This window comes from Tepidicella xavieri, assembly GCF_004363315.1.
Classification (GTDB): domain Bacteria; phylum Pseudomonadota; class Gammaproteobacteria; order Burkholderiales; family Burkholderiaceae_C; genus Tepidicella; species Tepidicella xavieri.
Genome location: NZ_SNYL01000003.1, coordinates 179,111 through 198,373 on the forward strand (window position 1 = coordinate 179,111; position 19,263 = coordinate 198,373).

Annotated in this window: 19 protein-coding genes and 1 pseudogene; 4 read left to right on the forward strand and 16 right to left on the reverse strand. The window is 66.4% G+C overall.

Annotated features, from left to right (window positions below; genetic code table 11):
- Positions 1-16: 16 nt before the first annotated feature.
- From tkt to DFR43_RS03750, 14 genes and pseudogenes are all read right to left on the reverse strand, one after another.
- Positions 17-2,074 carry a transketolase gene (gene tkt, locus DFR43_RS03685; protein ID WP_245988818.1) on the reverse strand — a complete coding sequence of 686 codons (2,058 nt, stop codon included), beginning with the start codon at positions 2,072-2,074 and terminating at the stop codon, positions 17-19.
- A 64-nt stretch (positions 2,075-2,138) separates the two neighbouring features.
- Positions 2,139-2,864: a ligase-associated DNA damage response endonuclease PdeM gene (gene pdeM / locus DFR43_RS03690; RefSeq protein ID WP_133596014.1), complete on the reverse strand. Its 726-nt coding sequence runs from the start codon at positions 2,862-2,864 to the stop codon at positions 2,139-2,141.
- A 17-nt stretch (positions 2,865-2,881) separates the two neighbouring features.
- Positions 2,882-5,395 (reverse strand): ligase-associated DNA damage response DEXH box helicase, encoded by a 2,514-nt coding sequence (locus DFR43_RS03695; RefSeq protein WP_133596015.1) that lies wholly within the window; start codon positions 5,393-5,395, stop codon positions 2,882-2,884.
- On the reverse strand, positions 5,392-7,152 hold the full coding sequence (locus tag DFR43_RS03700; protein ID WP_133596016.1) for an ATP-dependent DNA ligase: 1,761 nt from the start codon (positions 7,150-7,152) through the stop codon (positions 5,392-5,394). Before DFR43_RS03700 ends, DFR43_RS03695 begins: the two co-directional genes overlap by 4 nt.
- A complete protein-coding gene (locus DFR43_RS03705) occupies positions 7,149-8,168 on the reverse strand; it encodes a ligase-associated DNA damage response exonuclease (RefSeq protein ID WP_133596017.1) in 1,020 nt (339 codons plus the stop codon). The genes DFR43_RS03700 and DFR43_RS03705 overlap by 4 nt, the downstream gene beginning before the upstream one ends.
- Positions 8,169-8,293: 125 nt before the next feature.
- Positions 8,294-8,406 (reverse strand): annotated as a pseudogene (locus DFR43_RS03710) (IS5/IS1182 family transposase); the annotation flags it as partial.
- 253 nt (positions 8,407-8,659) lie between these two features.
- Complete coding sequence (locus DFR43_RS03715; RefSeq protein WP_133596018.1) at positions 8,660-8,923, reverse strand: Txe/YoeB family addiction module toxin; 264 nt, start codon at positions 8,921-8,923, stop codon at positions 8,660-8,662.
- Positions 8,920-9,162 (reverse strand): type II toxin-antitoxin system Phd/YefM family antitoxin, encoded by a 243-nt coding sequence (locus tag DFR43_RS03720; protein WP_133596019.1) that lies wholly within the window; start codon positions 9,160-9,162, stop codon positions 8,920-8,922. The genes DFR43_RS03715 and DFR43_RS03720 overlap by 4 nt, the downstream gene beginning before the upstream one ends.
- A 741-nt stretch (positions 9,163-9,903) precedes the next feature.
- Positions 9,904-10,254 carry an Ltp family lipoprotein gene (locus DFR43_RS03725; RefSeq protein ID WP_133596020.1) on the reverse strand — a complete coding sequence of 117 codons (351 nt, stop codon included), beginning with the start codon at positions 10,252-10,254 and terminating at the stop codon, positions 9,904-9,906.
- Positions 10,255-10,358: 104 nt separating this feature from the next.
- Complete coding sequence (locus DFR43_RS03730) at positions 10,359-10,865, reverse strand: hypothetical protein (protein WP_133596021.1); 507 nt, start codon at positions 10,863-10,865, stop codon at positions 10,359-10,361.
- Positions 10,866-10,891: 26 nt separating this feature from the next.
- A complete protein-coding gene (locus DFR43_RS03735; protein ID WP_133596022.1) occupies positions 10,892-11,209 on the reverse strand; it encodes a hypothetical protein in 318 nt (105 codons plus the stop codon).
- Between the two features lie 84 nt (positions 11,210-11,293).
- Positions 11,294-11,725 carry a hypothetical protein gene (locus DFR43_RS03740; protein WP_133596023.1) on the reverse strand — a complete coding sequence of 144 codons (432 nt, stop codon included), beginning with the start codon at positions 11,723-11,725 and terminating at the stop codon, positions 11,294-11,296.
- A 13-nt stretch (positions 11,726-11,738) separates the two neighbouring features.
- Positions 11,739-12,038 carry a DUF2442 domain-containing protein gene (locus tag DFR43_RS03745; RefSeq protein WP_133596024.1) on the reverse strand — a complete coding sequence of 100 codons (300 nt, stop codon included), beginning with the start codon at positions 12,036-12,038 and terminating at the stop codon, positions 11,739-11,741.
- Complete coding sequence (locus DFR43_RS03750) at positions 12,010-12,249, reverse strand: DUF4160 domain-containing protein (protein WP_133596025.1); 240 nt, start codon at positions 12,247-12,249, stop codon at positions 12,010-12,012. Before DFR43_RS03750 ends, DFR43_RS03745 begins: the two co-directional genes overlap by 29 nt.
- A gap of 122 nt (positions 12,250-12,371) precedes the next feature.
- On the opposite strand from DFR43_RS03750, the gene DFR43_RS03755 reads away from it, so the two are divergent.
- The 3 genes from DFR43_RS03755 to DFR43_RS03765 are packed head-to-tail and all read left to right on the forward strand — an operon-like array spanning position 12,372 to position 14,945.
- Positions 12,372-12,725 carry a phage integrase N-terminal SAM-like domain-containing protein gene (locus DFR43_RS03755; RefSeq protein WP_133596026.1) on the forward strand — a complete coding sequence of 118 codons (354 nt, stop codon included), beginning with the start codon at positions 12,372-12,374 and terminating at the stop codon, positions 12,723-12,725.
- Positions 12,722-13,492 (forward strand): nucleotidyltransferase family protein, encoded by a 771-nt coding sequence (locus DFR43_RS03760; RefSeq protein ID WP_133596027.1) that lies wholly within the window; start codon positions 12,722-12,724, stop codon positions 13,490-13,492. Before DFR43_RS03755 ends, DFR43_RS03760 begins: the two co-directional genes overlap by 4 nt.
- A 55-nt stretch (positions 13,493-13,547) precedes the next feature.
- Positions 13,548-14,945 carry an aminopeptidase P N-terminal domain-containing protein gene (locus DFR43_RS03765; RefSeq protein WP_133596028.1) on the forward strand — a complete coding sequence of 466 codons (1,398 nt, stop codon included), beginning with the start codon at positions 13,548-13,550 and terminating at the stop codon, positions 14,943-14,945.
- Positions 14,946-14,981: 36 nt separating this feature from the next.
- Here the strand turns inward: DFR43_RS03765 and pcaF are convergent, their stop codons facing one another.
- Together pcaF and DFR43_RS03775 are read right to left on the reverse strand one after the other, a co-directional pair.
- Positions 14,982-16,184 carry a 3-oxoadipyl-CoA thiolase gene (gene pcaF / locus DFR43_RS03770; RefSeq protein WP_133596029.1) on the reverse strand — a complete coding sequence of 401 codons (1,203 nt, stop codon included), beginning with the start codon at positions 16,182-16,184 and terminating at the stop codon, positions 14,982-14,984.
- A gap of 26 nt (positions 16,185-16,210) precedes the next feature.
- On the reverse strand, positions 16,211-18,271 hold the full coding sequence (locus tag DFR43_RS03775) for a 3-hydroxyacyl-CoA dehydrogenase NAD-binding domain-containing protein (RefSeq protein WP_211338593.1): 2,061 nt from the start codon (positions 18,269-18,271) through the stop codon (positions 16,211-16,213).
- A 79-nt stretch (positions 18,272-18,350) separates the two neighbouring features.
- Here DFR43_RS03775 and DFR43_RS03780 point away from each other — a divergent pair, with 79 nt between their 5' ends.
- Complete coding sequence (locus DFR43_RS03780) at positions 18,351-19,262, forward strand: LysR family transcriptional regulator (protein WP_133596120.1); 912 nt, start codon at positions 18,351-18,353, stop codon at positions 19,260-19,262.
- The last annotated feature ends 1 nt before the right edge of the window (position 19,263 follow it).

Here is a 19,263-nt window from a genome sequence, read left to right on the forward strand (position 1 = left end):
GGCGGGAAAGAAAGGGTCAGCGGGCGAGGGCGGCTTGCACAGTGGCGGCCACGTTCTCGGGCGTGAAGCCGAAGTGCTGGAACAGCACCGGCGCGGGGGCCGATTCGCCGTAGGTGTCGATGCCCACCACGGCGGCGCAGCCGTATTTCCACCAGCCGCCGGTGGCGCCCATTTCCACGGCGATGCGCGGCAGCCCCGGGGGCAGCACGGTCAGGCGGTAGTCCAGGCTCTGGCGGTCGAAGGTGGTGCTGCTGGGCATGGAGACCACGCGCACCGGCACTTTCTGTTCGGCCAGCAGCTGTTGGGCCTTGAGCGCCAGTTGCACTTCGGAGCCGGTGGCAATCAGGACGGCCTTGGCTTTCTTGCCGGGCTTGAAGCCGACGTCCTGCGGCTCGCTGAGCACGTAGGCGCCTTTGTTGATGTCGCTGAGGTCTTTTTTGGGCGCGTAGGGCAGGTTTTGCCGGCTCAGCAGCAGCGCGGTGGGTCGGCTGGCGTTTTGCAGCGCCACCGCCCAGGCGATGGCGGTCTCGGCCGTGTCGGCGGGGCGCCACACATCCAGGTTGGGGATCAGGCGCAGGCTGGCGGCGTGTTCGATGGCTTGATGGGTGGGGCCATCTTCGCCCAGGCCGATGGAGTCATGGGTGAACACGTGGATGACGCGCTGCTTCATGAGCGCGGCCATGCGGATGGCGTTGCGGCTGTAGTCGCTGAACGTCAGGAAAGTGCCGCCATAGGGGATGAAGCCGCCATGCAGCGCCACGCCGTTCATGATGGCGGCCATGCCGAATTCGCGCACGCCATAGTTGATGTGGCGGCCGATCTGGCCGGCCTCGGTCTTGACCACCGCGCCCGTGGTGTCGAAGCGCAGGGCCGGCGTGCTCTTGGTGTGGGTGAGGTTGGAGCCGGTGAGGTCGGCGCTGCCGCCCAGCAGCTCCGGCAGGGCGGCGGTGTAGGCTTCCAGCGCCAGTTGGCTGGCCTTGCGGCTGGCCACGGTTTCGGCCTTGGCGTGGGCGGCCACGGCGGTGTCCACCACCAACTGGTCGAAGCCTTTGGGCAGCTCGCCTTGGATGCGGCGCTCGAATTCCTTGGCCAGCGACGGAAACGCCTTTTTGTAGGCCGCAAAGCGGTCTTTCCACGCCTTTTCAGCGGCCTTGCCGCGGGCTTTGGCGTCCCAGGCGGCGTACACGTCTTTGGGCACCACGAAGGGCTCGTGGGTCCAGCCCAGGGCCTGGCGGGTGAGGGCGATTTCTTCGGCGCCCAGGGGCTCGCCATGCGCTTTGGCGGTGTTGGCGCGGTTGGGGCTGCCTTTGCCGATGGCGGTCTTGCAGACGATGAGGGTGGGTTTGTCGGTGCTGCGCTTGGCCTGGGCGATGGCCGCATCCACCGCATCGACGTCGTGCCCGTCGATCGGGCCGATCACGTGCCAGCCATACGCCTGGAAGCGGGCGGGGGTGTCGTCGATGAACCAGGGGGCCACCTGGCCATCGATGGAGATGCCGTTGTCGTCGTACAGGGCGATCAGCTTGTTGAGCTTCCAGGCGCCGGCCAGGGCGCAAGCCTCGTGGCTGATGCCTTCCATCAGGCAGCCGTCGCCCAGGAACACGTAGGTGTGGTGGTCCACGATGGCGTGGCCGTCGCGGTTGAATTCCGCGGCCAGCAGTTTTTCGGCCAGCGCCATGCCCACGGCGTTGGTGATGCCTTGCCCCAGCGGCCCGGTGGTGGTCTCCACGCCCGGGGTGATGCCCACCTCGGGGTGCCCCGGCGTCTTGCTGTGCAGCTGGCGGAAGTTTTTCAGCTCCTGCATGGGCAGGTCGTAGCCGCTTAAGTGCAGCAAGGCGTAGATCAGCATCGAGCCGTGGCCGTTGGAGAGCACGAAACGGTCGCGGTCGGCCCACTGCGGGTTGGCCGGGTTGTGCTTGAGGTGGCGGCTCCACAGAGCGACGGCCATCTCGGCCATGCCCATGGGGGCGCCGGGATGGCCGGAATTGGCTTGCTGCACGGCGTCCATGGCCAGGGCGCGGATGGCATTGGCCATGGTCTGCACGGAAACGGTGGCGGGGGTGGCGGCGGTCATCGAAACCTCGAGGTGAGCGGCACGAAACCGTTCGGCCGCGGGGGATGAAGGAAAACCCCCTATTTTAGCCGGGGGGCGCTGGGAGGGGGTATCCGGCATCCAGTCGCCAGACCCGCCCGCCCCCGATGGGGTACAACGCCCCAGACGCGGGCGGCATGATCAGATGCCCTCCGGTGAACGCGCCGAAGGCGGGCAGCAAGGCCCCGTCGGCGTGCTGCGCAAAGCAAGGCAGCCGCAGCACATCGCGCCCTGGGCCGCGCAGCCGGCACACCGGGTGCACATGGCCGGCGAGCACGAAGCGGCCCGGCAGTGTCTGGGGGTGGTGACAACAGGCAAAGGGGCCCAGGTGCCAGGGTTCGGCCACGGTTTGCAAGCCCAGATCGGCGGGGGGAGCGCCCGCATGGGCGTCGTGGTTGCCGCGCACCAGCACATGCGCCAGGGCCGCGTGGCGCTGGCGCCACTGCCGCCAGGCCGCCAGCACGGCGGCAGTGCGCCCGCTGGCGGCGTGCAGCCAGTCGCCCAGCACCACCAGCCGTCGCGCCGGGTACTGCCGCAGCAGGGCCGAGAGGCGCTCCAGGTTGTCCTGCGTCGTGCCGGTGGGCACGGGCACGCCCTGGGCCCGAAAGCTCGCGGCTTTGCCCAGGTGCACGTCGGCCACGAACAGGGTGTGCTCGCGCGGCCACCACAAGGCGCGCTCGGGCAGCAAGGCGACGGCCTCGCCTGCCCAGGTTTGCCACAAGGCAGCGCTGGCGGGACCACGGTCTGGGGAGGTGTTCTGGGCAGCGGGCATGCGGGGATGACAAAGGGTCAGGCGGGGCGGCGGCGGGCTCGGGGCGGCGCGTCAGCGGCCCGCTCCAGCTGCGCCACCATGCGGGCAATGCGCTGGGCGGCGGTTTCGGTGCTCAGGCGTTCGCGCAGACGCTCGGCCAGCAGCGGAAAGGCCAACGGGGAGGGCCGGGTCAGTGTCTGCCATTGCAGCGGCCATTGGCTCAGGCGCTGCAACGTGGCATGCAGGCGCGGGGCCTCCAACTCGTGCAGCAGCACCTCGGCGCGGGCCTGGGCCAGCAGGCGGTTGTCCGGGTCGTGTTGCGAGAACACGCCCCAGAACAGGCTGGCCGAGGCCTGCCACTGGCGTTGGCGGCGTGCTTCGCGGGGGTGGCTCTGGAACAGCACCCCGGCAATGCGGGCGATTTCCCGGAAGCGGCGCTGCGCGAGCTCGGAGGCATTGACGCTGGCCAGCACCTCTTGCTGCAAGGCGTCGGCCTCGGCGGGGGCGGCAAGCCACCGCGGCAAGTGGGCTCGCCAATCCAGCGGGGTGGGGCTGAGCAGTTCCAGGCCGTAGTCGTTGACCGCCATGGACACGGTGCAGGGCTGCTGCTGCCCCATGCGCCACGCCAGCCAGCTGGCCAGGCCCAGGTGGGCATGGCGGCCGGCAAAGGGGTACAGGAACAGGTGCCAGCCTTCGCGGGTGCGCAGGGTTTCGGCCAGCCACCTGCCAGGCGTGGGCAAGGCCGACCAACGCGCCTGCACGGCCAGCAAGGGCTTGACGGCTTGCAATTCCGGGGCATCCCACTGCCCTTGGGCAGCGGCTTGGAACTGGGCCAACACGGCATCGGCCAGCGCGGTGGACAATGGCAGGCTGCCGCCACTCCAGCGCGGTACCATGGGCCGCTGACCGTCGGCGCGTCGCACCCAGGCCGTCATCTCGCGCACACGCAGCAGTTCCAGCGCGCGCCCCCCGAACAGGAAGCAGTCACCCGGGCGCAAGCGCGCGATGAAGCTCTCTTCGACCTGCCCGATGCGGGCGCCGCCCTGGTACTGCACGGTGACGGTGGCGTCGCTCACGATGGTGCCGATGTTGACGCGATGGCGTCGGGCCAGCCGAGCATCGGTCATGCGCCAGAGGCCGTCGGCATCGGGCATGACGCGGCGATAGTCGGGGTAGCTGGCCAGGGAAGGCCCGCCTTGGGCCACGAAATCCAGGCACCAGCGCCAATCGGCATCGCTCAGGGTGGCATAGGCGGCGGTGCCGCGCACTTCGGCGAGCAAATCGTCTGGCCTGAAGCCGCCTCCCAGCGCCACGGTGACGAGGTGCTGCACCAGCACGTCCAGCGGGTGGCGGGGCGATGGGCGGGGCTCGATGTGGCCCGCCTGCACGGCCCAGCGCACGGCCGCGCCTTCGATCAGCTCCAGGCTGTGCGTGGGCACGAGGCTGATGCGCGAGGGCCGCCCGGGCGCATGGCCGCTGCGCCCGGCGCGTTGCAGCCACCGCGCCACCCCTTTGGGCGAGCCGACATGCAGCACCCGCTCCACGGGCTGGAAGTCCACGCCCAGGTCCAGGCTGCTGGTGCACACCACGGCACGCAACGTGCCTTGGCGCAAAGCGGCCTCCACCCATTGGCGCGTTGCGGCGTCTAGCGCGCCGTGGTGCAGCGCCACTTGGCCCGCCCAGTCGGGCCGCGCGTCCAGCAGGGCTTGGTACCAGAGTTCGGCCTGGGCGCGGGTGTTGGTGAACACCAGGGTACTGGCGGCCGCGTCGATTTCGGCCACCACCTGCGGCACCATGGCCAGCCCCAAATGCCCCGCCCACGGGAAACGCTCGATGCGCGCAGGCAACAAGGTGTCGATGCACAACGGCTTGGGCATGTGCCCTTGGAGCAAGCAGGCGGCCGGGGCGTGTTGCGGGCCCAGCAGCGCGTGCAGGGCTTGATCCAGCTCCCCCAAGGTGGCCGACAGGCCCCAGATGCACAGCCCAGGCTGAAACCGGCGCAGCCGTGCCAAAGCCAGCTGCACCTGCACGCCGCGCTTGTTGCCCATGAGCTCGTGCCATTCGTCCACCACCGCCAAGCGCACCGAGCCCAGCGCCTGGGCCGCATCTGCCCGGGCCAGTAGCAGGCACAGGCTTTCGGGGGTGGTCACCAGCACGGTGGGCAGGCGCTGCTGCTGCGCTTGGCGCTCGCCAGCGGGGGTGTCGCCCGTGCGCAAGCCCAGCGTCCAGTGGGGCGCCCAATCGGGCAATGGGGCTTGCAGCGCGCGGCAGGTATCGGCCGCCAAGGCCCGCATGGGCGTGATCCACAACACCGTCAGCGGTGGGGCGCCCTCGGCCCCTGGCCTCGTGGCCTGCGCCCAGGCGTGCAATGCGCCCAGCCAAATGGCGTAAGTCTTGCCCGCGCCGGTGGTGGCGTGCAGCAGGCCGCTTTGCCCGGCTTCGATGGCTTGCCAAGCCCGGCGCTGAAAATCGAAGGGTTGCCAGCCGCGGGCCTGCATCCAGGCCACCGGGTCCGGCGTCGCCGGCACGCGCTGGCGGCCGCGGCGCGTCATGGCGCATGCGGCGCCAGCGGCGCCCGTTGGTGCGAGGCCGGGGCCAAGGCGGCCAGCGCCTCCAGGGTGTCGGCGTCGTCCACCGGCTTGTCGTGCCGCCATCGCAACATGCGCGGGAAGCGCACCGCCCAGCCGCTTTTGTGGCGCGGGCTGCGGGCAATGCCCTCGAAGCCGATTTCGAACACCAGCGTCGGGCGCACGCTGCGCACCGGGCCAAAGCTGTCCACCGTGGTTTGGCGAATGATGGCATCGACCTGCGCCATTTCGGCATCGGTCAGCCCGGAATAGGCCTTGGCAAAGGGCACGAGCTGCCGCTGCGGGTGGCCGATCGGGGCGCTCCACAAGGCAAAGGTGTAGTCGCTGAACAGGCTGGCCCGGCGGCCATGCCCACGCTGGGCGTAAATGAGCACGGCGTCCACGCTCATGGGGTCGGTTTTCCATTTCCACCACAGGCCATCGGCCTTGGTCCGCCCGACGCCGTAGCGGCTTTCGCGGTGCTTGAGCATGAAGCCCTCGGTGCCCATGGCGCGGGCCTGCTCGCGCCACGCGGCCAACGCGGCCCAGGTGGGGGCGCTGACTTCGGGGCTCAATGGCAGGCGCGGATGCGCCAAGCCACCCACCAGGGCCTGTAAAGCGGCGCGGCGCACCTGCAGCGGCTGCTGCCGCATGTCCTGGCCCTCGTGCTCCAGCAGGTCGTAAGCCAGCAGGGCCACCGGCCGCTGGCGCAACCACTGGGGGCTCAGGCGCTTGCGGCCCAGGCGTTGTTGCAATTCGGCAAACGGGCCGGGGCGCCCACCCAGGCCGTGCAAAGCGCCCGCTGCGCCAAGCGCGGCCGCATCAGAGGCGGCCGCAGCCGGCGGGTCTGCGGCGCTTTGGGGCTGCCAAGCGACGATTTCGCCGTCGATGACGGTGCCTTCGGGCAAGGCATGGCCCAGTTCGGCCAGCTCGGGGAAACGGTCGGTCACCAGTTCCTCGCCCCGGCTCCACAGCCATGTCTGGCCTGCGCGGCGCACCAGCTGGGCACGGATGCCGTCCCACTTCCACTCCACCAGCCAGCCAGACAGCGGGCCCAGCAGGGCGTCGAAATCGGTCCAGGGCTCGGCCAGCGGATGCGCGAGAAAAAAGGGATACGGCTGGCCGCTGGCGGCCTGGGATTCGTCGGCGTGGGCCGGGGCCATCAGGGCGGCCCAGTCCGCGGCCGTGGGCTGGCGGCCGACGGCGGTGTAGCCCATGAGCCGCTGCGCCATGCGCTTGGGCTCCAGCCCGGCCACGGCGGCCAGCGCCTGCGTGACCTGCAGCCGCGACACCCCCACCCGCAGCCCGCCGGTGATGAGCTTGAAATAGACGAAGCGCTGCGCCTGGGGCAGCGCGCGCCACTGCGCCAGCAGGGCTTGGGCCTGGGTGGCGGGCGGCTGGCCGCGCAGGGGCAGCAGATGGTGTTGCAGCCAGTCGGCCAGGCCACGCTCCTGCGGATCGGCCGGCGGCGGCAGCAGCAGGGCCAGGGTTTCGGCCAAATCACCCACCGCCTGATAGCTTTCCTCGAACAGCCAGGCGGGTATGCCCGCGGCTTGCTGGGCCAGATCGCGCAACAGGCGGGTGGGCACGATTTGCCGGGGCTTGCCACCCGCCAGAAAGTACACCGCCCAGGCCGCATCGGCTGGCGGCGCCTCGCGGAAATAACGCTGGAGCGCGGCCTGCTTGTCGCGGATGGCCGTGCTGGCGTCCAGCTCGCGGTACAGGGCGGCAAAACGCTTCATGCCGGCGCTTCCTCCCGCTCATCGCCGTATTCGGTCTGCAAGCTCTGGGCGTCGAGGCCCTGCGCTTGCAGCCAGCGCACCATCACCGCCACGTGGCCATGGGTCACGCGCACCTGCTGCGCCCCTGTGGCCTCAATGGCTTGCAACAGGCCCGGCCAGTCCGCATGGTCTGACAGCACAAAGCCTCGGTCCACCCCGCGGCGGCGGCGCATGCCGCGCACCTGCATCCAGCCGCTGGCCAGCGCCAGCTGCGCATCGGGGCCAAAGCGGCGCAGCCACGGCGAGCCTTGCGCCGAAGGCGGCGCCAGCACCAGGGCGCGGCGCAGCGCAGACGGCTCCAGATCGGTGGCGCGCGCGGTGGGCGGCAACGCCACCCCGGCCGCCCGGTACACCGCGTTCATCGGCTCCAAGGCCCCATGCACCACCAGCGGCCCCACGTCGGCCTCGCGCAGCGCATGCAAAAGGCGCTGCGCCTTGCCCAAGGCATAGCACAGCAGCACGGACGCACGTCCCTGCGCCGCGTTGTGCGCCCACCACTGCCGAATCTGCGCCACCGATTCGGCCTGGGGCGGCCAGCGATACACCGGCAAGCCAAACGTGCTCTCGGTGATGAAGCCATGGCAAGGCACCGGCTCAAAAGGGGCGCAAGTGCCATCGGCTTCGGTTTTGTAGTCGCCCGAAGCCACCCACACCCGCCCCGCGTGCTCCACCCGCACCTGGGCCGAGCCCAGCACATGCCCAGCCGGATGCAGCGACAGACGCACGCCGCGGTGGTCAATCGCCTCGCCGTAATTCAGCGTTTGCAGCGCGATCTCGGCACCCAGCCGCTGCCGCAAAATGCCGGCGCTGTCGGCATGCGCCAGGTAGTGCCGGTGCCCCCAGCGGGCATGGTCTGAGTGGCCGTGCGTGATGACCGCCCGCTCCACGGGGCGCCACGGGTCGATGTAAAAGTCCCCCGCCGGGCAGTACAGCCCTTCGGGCCGGGCGACGATGAGATCTGGGTGCGAGCTCGCCATGTCGGCACACAGTGTGCCGCAGACGGCCCGTGGCTGCCCGGCGCAGTCTCCATACCCCAGCTCACACTCAGGCCACGTCGCCCATTTTGGGCGCACTGCCCCCCTGATTCACACTTGATGCGCACGTACCAGCCCCCGATGGAGCCCATGCGCTACCCAAGTTGTACGTGGCAAAGCACATCAGCGCCTGCCCCGCCAGCTTGGCATGCCCAATTCGTTTGGTCTTGGCCAGCCCCCCACGGTGAGTCGCTTGAAAAAACGGCTCAAGCCACGGTCAGTTCGCGCACGGCTTCAAAGTGGAGTCGTGCCCATGAAAATGGCGTGGACCCGTGCGCACGATCTTGTCAAACACCTTGACATCCAGCAAGGTGGGTTCGCGGAACGCTTGCAGAGATCATCCGTTGCCGTGGTGGACAGAGCCTAACGTCTAAATTCACCGGCCTGCACGGCTTTTCGTACAGGTCCGGTGGAATGATGGGTTGGGCCGCGCCTCACTCATAGTGAGTCCACATGCGCAAGACGCGAACCGTTTTTTCTTTGGTAAAGACCTCGTAGACCAGGCGGTGCTGAATAGTGATGCGACGAGAGTAGGCGCCAGCAAGATCACCGACCAACTTTTCGAAGGGCGGTGGGTTTTGAAATGGGTCACCGGCAAGAACCGCCAGTAGTTCTTGTGCCTTTGGCTTAAGGCCGCTCGCAGCAAGCTTTTTTGCATCCTTCATTGCTTGCTTGGCATAAACAATTTCCCAACTCACCACTTAAGCGCCTTCGAGCTTTTTTCGAGGGGCTCGGCCATCCCGGCTTTGATGGACTCGCGCATGCCAGGCACAGCTAATAGGTACAAAGTTTCTTGAATTGCGCTCCAATCTTCCGCAGAGATCAGAACGGCGCTGCTGCGTTTTCCGGAAATGATGATCGGCTCGTGTGACTCAACTGTTTGGTCAATGAGCCGGTACAGATTGGCGCGCGCTTCGCTGGCGGTAAGGGTGTTCATTTCGTGCTCCTTCAAAGAAGCCTAAATAGTACGCGATAACGTACGCCTGTCAAGCGGGCTCTTCAAGATGCCCAACGTCGAAGCTAAGGGACGCGCCGCTTGCGGCGCGTCCCCCTGGAGCGGAGTGTTAGGCGCTGACGCCCGCAAGAGCGCCAAGGCCCGAAATCCCCGCCCGGCGCAGAAAGCGGCTGCGGCGGACGAGGAAACCGAAACCCAACGAGCCCGCGACGGGGCTGAAGGGCGAAACGAAGCAAGGCGGTGCGAGCCTGTCGGCGACCGCCCCACGGAGCGCCAGCCCGACGGCCGGGACGGAGCGCGAAAGTCGGCGCTGGCGAGACGGCACGGAAGGGAGAAATGGGCTGGCATGGACGGGAACGGCCTAACGTGCAGCTTGAGGGGCTGGCCAATAGCGGGCGCAGCCCGCAGTTGGACAGTCCCACTCGAAGTAGTTGTAGGCTGTTACGCCAACCTATTTACAAGCCGACGTCCCCCCGTTTTCAGTAGCACTGGGCTTTGGAGTCCGGGGGTTAATTTAACCGGTTTTGTATCAACAGCTGGGCATAAGCCTCTGGGGTCAGTCCGCCGGCAGACCCGACTCGGCTTCGCGCAGGAAGCCAATGATCTGTTCTTCCGTAAATCTCTTCTTCACGTCCAATCTCCTGTCACATGGGATTGGACTCCAAGCTCACCTGCTACTCAAATCCGGGGGGACGTCGATTGGACTCCAAGCTCACCTGCTACTCAAATCCGGGGGGACGTCGAAGCACCTGCCTGCTGTGCGCCATATGTTGCCTGGCTCACGGTATATTTATCCCCAGCACTCGATGAAAGTTGCTGAATAAGGCCCTTGCACGAGAAACCCTGCATGCTGAGGTACTGTTTTGCAGATCTAACAGCATTCTTTTGAGGCCCTGACAGCGTAACTGTTTCTTGTTTGCCTTGTTCTGTGTTTGTTCCAGCTTGATTAGCAGACTGATTATCATGAGCCGTCGCCTGCGTCTTATGTTCCTGTGATTGTGGTGGGTCGATTATCATCCCGAGAACAATCAGCCCAACGAATACGATACCAATCCACTTCAATACTTTCTTCATGCTTCGCTCCTTATGATTGACAAGCCTAACGCCCCACATCACCAGCAGCAAAAAGCCGAGCACCGAAGGAGCGGCGCTTTTTGATGTCTGAGTGCATGTGATTGTTAGGCTTTTTCATCAGGGTTTTCTTTCTTGCTGAGGCGTTTGATGATTTTCTCGATTATATTGGCTTCAGTTTCTGTGAATTGAGCTTCTTCGCCTTCAGGGGTGTTGCTAATTTTTTGCTTCAGTTTGTAGAGCCGATAACCACCGTAACCAAGACCAGCGGCTCCACCAGCTGCTGCGCCACCAACTGCTAAAGGCACCCATATTGGAGTGGATGAAATAATCCCTGCTGACATTAGTACCCCTGTAATTCCAGATGCACCAACAGTTGTACCAAATATGCCAGCGCTACCAATGATGCTTCCAGCAGCGCCAGATAAGTACAGTGCTCCAGCGCCAAGCGCCGTTGAAGCGGCTGCAAGTATCCCGCTTATAGCTGCTGTGCTGAGATATGTTCCTGCAACGTAACCAGCAGCCGAAGTAACGATCATTCCGCCAGCCGCGTGTGGAACTAAAGTGCCACCAGCCGCAAGAGCCGAGATTATGGGAATAAGTGGTAATGGCATTTGTATTCCTCCGATTTACATTGTGATTATTTTTTCCATTGTCCCATGTTAAACAAACTCGGAATTTCAATGGTTCCTTTTTCTTCGTCATAAATACATATGCGCACTGAGTATGAATCACCGTCACTATATGATCTGCTTTCCCTTCGATAGCCTACTTCAACCACGATTTTTCCATCTTTCACGTAAGTGTCAAAAACATGCGTTTCATCGAGGTACTTTTCCGCCACTTTTTCAAGCACGAATTTTTCACATGCTGTTTCTGCCCTTTGTTTTTGCTCGTCTGATGGGCCAAAGCAGCCTGTGAGCAGAATGGCTAGTGAAATAGCAAATATTCGTTTCATGTAAGTGTCCTTTTGTATGCCTAACGCCTTGGGTAAGCCGCCGGGACGGAGCGCAGCGTAGTACCGGTCGGCTTCACCCATTGGTTAAATGGCTACAAGCTCAATGCTTAACTTATGCTTTGATTCAAGCATTTTGAGGAACATTTCATCTAACCGCCCCATCAACGAACGGATGCCGGTTTCCTCACTGATAAACACCAGCTTTGTCAGCCTATTTTCTGCAATTTGGTACTCATTGTATGTGAGCACCTTTACCAGATCTTTATAGAACTCGTGGTGCGTATTTTTGCCAGAAACCTTGAGTTCATATGCTGTTTTGGTTTTCAAATCGACGACATCGATTCGCTCATTATTTGCTCTTGAAACCCTCACCTCACCCAACACATCATTCGCGCAGACTGCTGCTTGCCACTCCTTCGTGATGACCTGCGCGGACTTGGTATGTGCAGAAACATCGCCTTCCTGCAGCCGATGCCGCAGATGGATTTTTCTCAGAGCTTCAACAATCATGGCCATTTAACGTTCAAGCTCAGGGGCGCGCCGCTTGCGGCGCGTCCCCCTGGAGCGCAGAGTTAGCCGAAACTGCGGACACCAGCGGGAAGCGCTCGGGATGCCGAATAGACTCGACAGACAGATCGACGTCGAGCTGGGGCCAATAAAGGTGGTCGGCCGTAGGCCATTCAACATCGCAAAGCTGGTCCACGGTTGCTTGCCGGAACCAGGGAAACTCGGAAAACGGAATCAACAGTTCTTCGTCACCAAGCAGTAGCCAGAAGCCGTGCTTGGAAATATGGGTGACCTCAGCGGCCAAAGTGTTTGTGCCAGGCATTTTTGATCTCCTGCAAGTGGCGAAGGATGATTTCCTCGGCAGCGGAAAGCTCTTTCGCTGACAGACCCGTATGGCCCGCAAGGGAAACCGAAGGCTCGAGCCAGAACTTGGCTTCACCATCGGGATGGGCGACGTGGATATGCATTCTCGGCTCTTCACGGGAAAAGAAGAAGAGTCGGAAAGGACCTTCACGGACGACTGTTGGCGCCATAGGGTTATCGTCGGCTAACGTACAGTATACGCCGCAAGCGGCGTATACTCATATAAAAAACAGGTGTATAACAAGGCCTTCCTCCCTTACAGACCTCAAGTAGAACACCGATTTTACGGTCTATGCCAGAAAATTCACCCCAGCCACCCAAACTGCTCGAACAGCTTCGCAACAGGGTGCGTTTCAAGCACTACAGTCTAGCCACAGAAAGGCAATACGTCCACTGGGTCAAGCGGTTCATTTTGTTTCACAACAAGCGCCACCCGAATGAAATGGGGTCTGCCGAGGTGGAGGCCTTTCTGACGCATCTGGCGGTCGATGGGCATGTGTCGGCATCCACACAGAACCAGGCCCTGTCGGCCCTGCTGTTTTGCTACCGCGAGGCCCTTAAACATGAGTCGCCCTGGCTGCAAGACGTGGTGCGCGACGGCAAGGGCGGCAAAGGTGTGGCCAGCCCATTGGACGCCCTGCCATGACCCCCCATCCCCCCGCCCAAGCCCTGCTGTTGGCCGCAGGCCGCGGCGAGCGCATGCGCCCGCTGACCGACACCACCCCCAAGCCGCTGCTGGCGGTGCGGGGCAAGCCTTTGTTGCAGTGGCATCTGGAGGCGCTGGCCCGTGGCGGGGCGCGCAGCGTGTGCATCAATACCGCTTGGCTGGGCGAGCAGATTGCGCAGCGCTTTGGCCCGGTGTTCACGCCCGATGCCGCGGCCTGGGACGGCGCGGGCGCGGCGCCGCAACTGGCGTTGCGCTATTCGATGGAAGGGCAGGACTTTGGCCGCGCGCTAGAGACGGCTGGCGGGATCGTCCGCGCCCTGCCTTGGCTGGATGAGGTGTTTTGGCTGGCCGGCGGCGATGTGTTCGCGCCCGAATTTGCCTTTGCCGAGGCGGTGCGCCATGCTTTTGCCCGCAGCCCTTTGCTGGCGCACATTTGGCTGGTGCCCAACCCGCCGCACCACCCCGAAGGGGATTTTGGCGCGGCGGTGTTGCCCGGTGGGCGGCTGCTGGCGCACAACGGGGCCGGGGTGCCGCGCCACACCTATTCCACCATCGGCTTGTTCAAGCAGGCCTTCTTCGCCCAGCCCTGGTGCACGATTGCCCCCGGCAACCCCGAGGGCGTGGCCGCGCCGCTGGGCCCCATGCTGCGCGCCGCCATCGACGCTGGCCAGGTGGGCGCGAGCCTGTACCCCGAGCATTGGGTGGACGTGGGCACGCCGCAGCGGCTGGCCGCCTTGCAGGTGTGAGGGCAGCAAGACCATGGCGGCCGATGCGCCGCGGCGGCTTGCGTATGATCCGGGGATGCAACCGATCGCCCACCTCGACATCTATGCCCGCCGCCGCGCCCAGTTGGCCGCCCAGCTGGGGCCGGGCGGCATTGCCATCGTGCCCACCGCGCCGGTGCGCCCGCGCAACCGCGACAGCGATTACCTGTATCGCTTTGACAGCTACTTCTACTACCTGACCGGCTTCACCGAGCCCCATGCCTGGCTGGTGCTGACGGCCGAAGGCCGCAGCATCTTGTTCTGCCAGCCCAAGGACGTGGAGCGCGAAATCTGGGACGGCCTGCGCCTGGGCCCCGAGGCCGCCCCCGCCGCGCTGGGTGTGGATGAAGCCCATGCCGTGGATACCCTGCCCAGCCGCCTGCCCGCGCTGCTGGAAAACCGCAGCACGGTGTGGTTTCCGTTTGCCACGCATGAGGGGCTGCAAGCGCAGGTGGATGGCTGGCTGCAGCCGGTGCGCGCCCGGGTGCGCTACGGCGTGCTGTGCCCGCAGAGCCTGCGCGACCTGTGCGGCCCGCTGGATGAGATGCGCCTGGTCAAAGACGACCACGAGCTGGCGCTGATGCGCCGGGCCGCGCAGATCAGCGCCCAGGCCCACATCCGCGCCATGCGCCGCAGCGCCGCGGCCATGCGCAGCGGGCAGGACTTGCGCGAATACCACCTGGACGCCGAGCTGCTGCATGAATTCCGCCAGCACGGCTCGCAATACCCGGCCTACGGCAGCATCGTGGCCGCTGGGGCCAATGCCTGCATCCTGCACTACCGGGCCGATGCCGCGCCCATTCGCGATGGGGAGCTGGTCCTCATCGACGCCGGCTGCGAGCTCGACGGCTACGCCAGCGACATCACCCGCACCTTCCCCGCCAATGGGCGCTTCAGTGGCCCGCAGCGTGAGCTGTACGACCTGGTACTGGCCGCCCAGCAAGCCGCGGTGGCGGCCACCCGGCCCGGCCAGCGCTTCACCGATCCGCACGAGGCCGCCGTGCGGGTGCTGGCGCAAGGCATGCTGGATGTGGGCCTGCTCGATGCCCAGGCCGTGGGCACGGTGGACGACGTGATCGCGCAGCGGCACTATTTCCGCTTCTACATGCACCGCACCGGCCACTGGCTGGGGCTGGACGTGCACGACGTGGGCAGCTATGTGGAGCCCAGCGAGATGGGCCAGGTCAGCGAGCGGCAGGACCCCTTGAGCGGCGAAACCATCAAAGACCGGCCCAGCCGCATCCTGCGCCCGGGCATGGTGCTGACGCTGGAGCCGGGCCTGTACGTGCGGCCCGCCCCCGACGTGCCCGAGCGGTTCTGGAACATCGGCATCCGCATCGAAGACGATGCCGTGGTGACGGCCGACGGCTGCGAGCTCATCACCCGTGGCGTGCCCGTGGCCGCTGACGAGATCGAAGCCCTGATGCGCGGCTGACCCGCCCCGCCGGTGCGCGGCGGCGGGCGGCTGGCCTCAGACCCGCTCCAGCACCAAGGCGATGCCTTGCCCCACGCCGATGCACATGGTGCACAGCGCGTAGCGACCGCCGGTGGCGTGCAGCCGGTTAACGGCGGTGGTGGCCAGGCGCGCCCCGCTGGCGCCCAGCGGGTGGCCGAGCGCGATGGCGCCGCCCCAGGCGTTGACGCGCGCGTCATCGTCGGGCAGGCCCAGCAGGCGCAGCACGGCCAGCCCTTGCGCCGCGAAGGCTTCATTGAGCTCGATCACGTCCATCTGGGCCAGCGTCAGGCCGGTGAGCGCCAACACCTTTTGCGTGGCCGGTGCCGGGCCGATGCCCATGATGCGGGGGGCCACGCCGGCCGTGGCCATGCCGACCACGCGGGCCCGGGGGGTGAGCCCGTGGCGGGCCGCGCTGGTTTCGTCGGCCAGGATGAGGGCGCAGGCGCCGTCATTGACGCCGCTGGCGTTGCCGGCGGTCACCGTGCCGTCGGGCTTGACCACGCCTTTGAGCTTGGCCAGAGCTTCGAGGCTGGTCTGGCGGGGATGCTCGTCCCGGTCCACCACGATGGGGTCGCCTTTTTTCTGGGGCAGCGTGACGGGGCAGATCTCGCGTGCGAGGTGGCCGGCTTCGATGGCAGCCAGGGCGCGTTGCTGGCTGGCCAGCGCCATGCGGTCCTGCGCTTCCCGCTCGATGCCAAACTCTTGGGCCACGTTCTCGGCCGTCTCGGGCATGGAATCGACGCCGTAGCGGGCTTTCATGAGGGGGTTGATGAAGCGCCAGCCGATGGTGGTGTCGTACACGGCGTTGGCGCGGCTGAAGGCGCTGTCGGCCTTGGGCATCACGAACGGGGCCCGGCTCATGCTCTCCACGCCACCGGCGATCATCAGCCCGGCTTCGCCGGCGCGGATGGCGCGTGCCGCCGTGCCCACGGCGTCGAGCCCGGAGCCACACAGGCGGTTGATGGTGGCGCCCGGCACGTCTTGCGGCAGGCCGGCCAGCAGGGCGGCCATGCGTGCGACGTTGCGGTTGTCTTCGCCGGCCTGGTTGGCGCAGCCGTAGATCACATCCGCCACCGCGGCCCAGTCCACGCCGGGGTTGCGCGCCATCAGGGCTTGGAGGGGAATGGCGGCCAGGTCGTCCGTGCGCACGCTGGAGAGGGCGCCGCCGTAGCGGCCGATGGGGGTGCGGATGGCATCGCAAATGAAGGCTTGGTTCATGGAGGTCTCCGAAAGGGGCTGGGGCGTCAGCCCGGCAGCAAGGTGTCGAGGTTGCCCAAGCGCCAGCCGTAGCCGCTGCGCTCGGCGAGCTCGCGCAGTTCGCGCTCCAGGCCGGCCCGGTCTTGTTGACGGGCCCAGAACACGGGGCCGCCCTCCCACCGGGGGAAGCCGTAGCCCTGCACCAGCACCACGTCGATGTCGCTGGCCCGCGCGGCCACGCCTTCGGCCAGCAGCAGGGCCGCCTCGTTCACCATGGCCAGCAGGGCGCGGCGGCAGATGGCCTCGGCGCTCAAGGGCTGGCGCGTGATGCCGCGTGCCGCGCTGGCTTCTTCGATGAGGCGGCGCACGGTGGCGTCGGTGTGCGGGGACTGCTTGCCGTCGGCATAGGTGTAGTAGCCGGCGCCGGTCTTGCGGCCCAGCCGGCCTTGCTCGCACAGGCGGTCGAGGATGGGCACATAGCGTTCACGCGGGTCGCGCGTGGCGGCCTGGGCTTGGCGCATGCGCCAGGCGATGTCCAGGCCCGAGAGGTCGGCCACGGCAAAGGGGCCCATGGCAAAGCCCATGCCGGTCAGCGCGTTGTCTACGTCCTCGGGCCAGGCGCCGTCTTCCAGCATGAATTCACATTGTTTGCGGTAGGCGTTGTAGATGCGGTTGCCAATGAAGCCAAAGGCGTTGCCACAGAGCACGGGCAGCTTTTTGAGGGTCTTGCCCAGCGCCATGCCGGTGGCCAGCACGTCGGGCGCGGTGCGCGCGCCGCGCACCACTTCCAGCAGCTTCATCACATTGGCCGGGCTGAAGAAATGCAGGCCCAGCACGTCCTGTGGCCGGGCCGTGGCCTGGGCGATCTGGTCGATGTCGAGGTAAGAGGTGTTGGTGGCCAGCACGGCACCGGGGCGGGCGTGGGCGTCGATCTGGCGGAACACGGCCTGCTTGACGGCCAGGTCCTCGAACACAGCTTCGATGACCAGATCGGCATGCGCCAGCGCCGGCCAGTCCAGGGTGGGCGTCAGGCGGGATTGCGCCGCTTCGGCCACGGCGGCTGGCATCTTGCCGGCGGCCACGCGGCCGCTGTAGTGCTCGCGAATGCGTTGCTGGCCGCGGGCCAAGGCTTCGTCGTTTTGCTCCAGCAGCAGCACCTTCAGGCCGGCGTCGAGCGCGCAAATGGCAATGCCCGCGCCCATGGTGCCCGCCCCAATGACGGCCACGGTCTGCACCGGGCGCGGGTCGGCTTGCACGTCGGCCGGCAGCTTGGTGGCTTCGCGCTCGGCCTTGAACTGGTGGCGCAGGGCCTGGGCGGCGCGGCTGGGCACGAGTTGCAGGAACACCGCGCGCTCCTGCCGGGCCCCTTCCTCGAACGGCAGGGCGCAGCCTGCCACGGCATCGAGCAGGGCGGCATAGGCCGGCTGCAGGCGCTGGCGTGCCGTCAGGCGCTGCCGCGCGGCATGGACTTCGGCCGCCACCTGGGCCGCATCCAGCGTGCGCTCGCGGGGGCTGGCGGGGCGGGCACCCGCTTCGGCCCAGCCACGGGCCAAGGCACAGGCGGCGACCAGCAAGTCGGCGCCGTCGTCGATCACCCGATCGAACAGGCCGCTGTCGGCCCAGGCGCGGGCGCTTTGCGCTTGGCCGCTGAGCATCATGTCCAGCGCCTTGGGCACGCCCACCAGGCGCGGCAGCAGCTGGGTGCCAGTGGCGCCGGGGATGAGGCCCAGCAGGATTTCGGGCAGGCCCACCTGGGCCGACGCCCGCGCCACCCGGCCGTGGCAGGTCATGGCCAGCTCCAACCCGCCACCCAGCGCCACGCCCGACAGGGCCGCCACCACCGGCTTGCGGCAGGCGGCCACGCGCGCCAGCACCGTCAGCAAAATGGGCTCAGCCAGCTGGGCAGGGGTGCCCACTTCGCTGACGTCGGCGCCAGCAGAAAACGCCTTGTCCTGGCCCGTCAGCACCAGGGCGCAGGCGGCAGGGTCGGCCTCGGCGGCGTCCAGCGCTTGCACGATGCGTTGGCGCAGGGCGTGGTTGAGGCTGTTGACAGGAGGGTGGTCAAGGGTGATGACGGCCACGCCGTCTTGGATGCGGTACAGCGACATGGGCCGCATTGTTCCCCGGGGCGTTTTCCTTGACAATCACAAAACTTATGAACAATCCGTCAAAAAGCTTTTGACAATGATGGATGCCGCTGCCTTGCTGCTGTTGGTGGACATCGTGGACGCGGGGGGGCTGAGTCAGGCGGCTCGCAAGCGGCGCATGAGTCGGGCCAACGTCAGCTACCACCTGAGCCAGTTGGAGAAAACCGTCGGGGTGCAACTGGTGCGGCGCACCACCCGGCGCATCGAGCCCACGGAAGCCGGGCTGAAGCTGTACCGGCACGGCCGCGCCATTCGCGACGAGTTGCTGGCGGCCCAGGAGTCGGTCGCCAGCCTGACCGAGGGTTTGCACGGCTACGTGCGGCTGGCGCTGCCCACGGGCTTTGGGCAGGTGGTGATGTCGCGCTGGCTGATCGAATTCAAGCGGATGTACCCCAGCATCACGCTGGAACTGTTGTTCGACAACCGGGTGGACAATCTGCTGCGCGACGAGGTGGACGTGGCCGTGCGGGTGATGAGCGACCCGCCGCCCGGCCTGGTGGCGCGGGAGCTGGCGCCGATGCGGCACATTGCCTGCGCGTCGGCCGAATTCGCGCTGCGCCACGGCATGCCAGCCACGCTGGAAGCCCTGCACGAAGTGCCCATCATCACCTCGACCGTGGTGGGGCGGGAGCTGCGTTTGGCCGCCTACCAGGGGCAGGAACGGCGCGAACTGGCGTTGCAGCCTACGCTGGCTTCGGAGAACTTCCAGTTCTTGCACGAGGCCATCGTGGCCGGGCTGGGCGTGGGCCTGGTGCCCGATTACCTAGTGGCCGATGACGTGGCCGCGGGCCGTGTGGTGACCACGCTGGATGAGTGGCGGCTGAGCCTGTTCGGCACCCGGCTGTACCTGCTGCGCATGCCCGACCGCTACCAGACCCTGGCCACGCGCACGCTGATCGACTTCGTGCTGGAGCGGGCGCAGCGCTGGGCGCAAAGCCCCGTGCCGGCCTGAG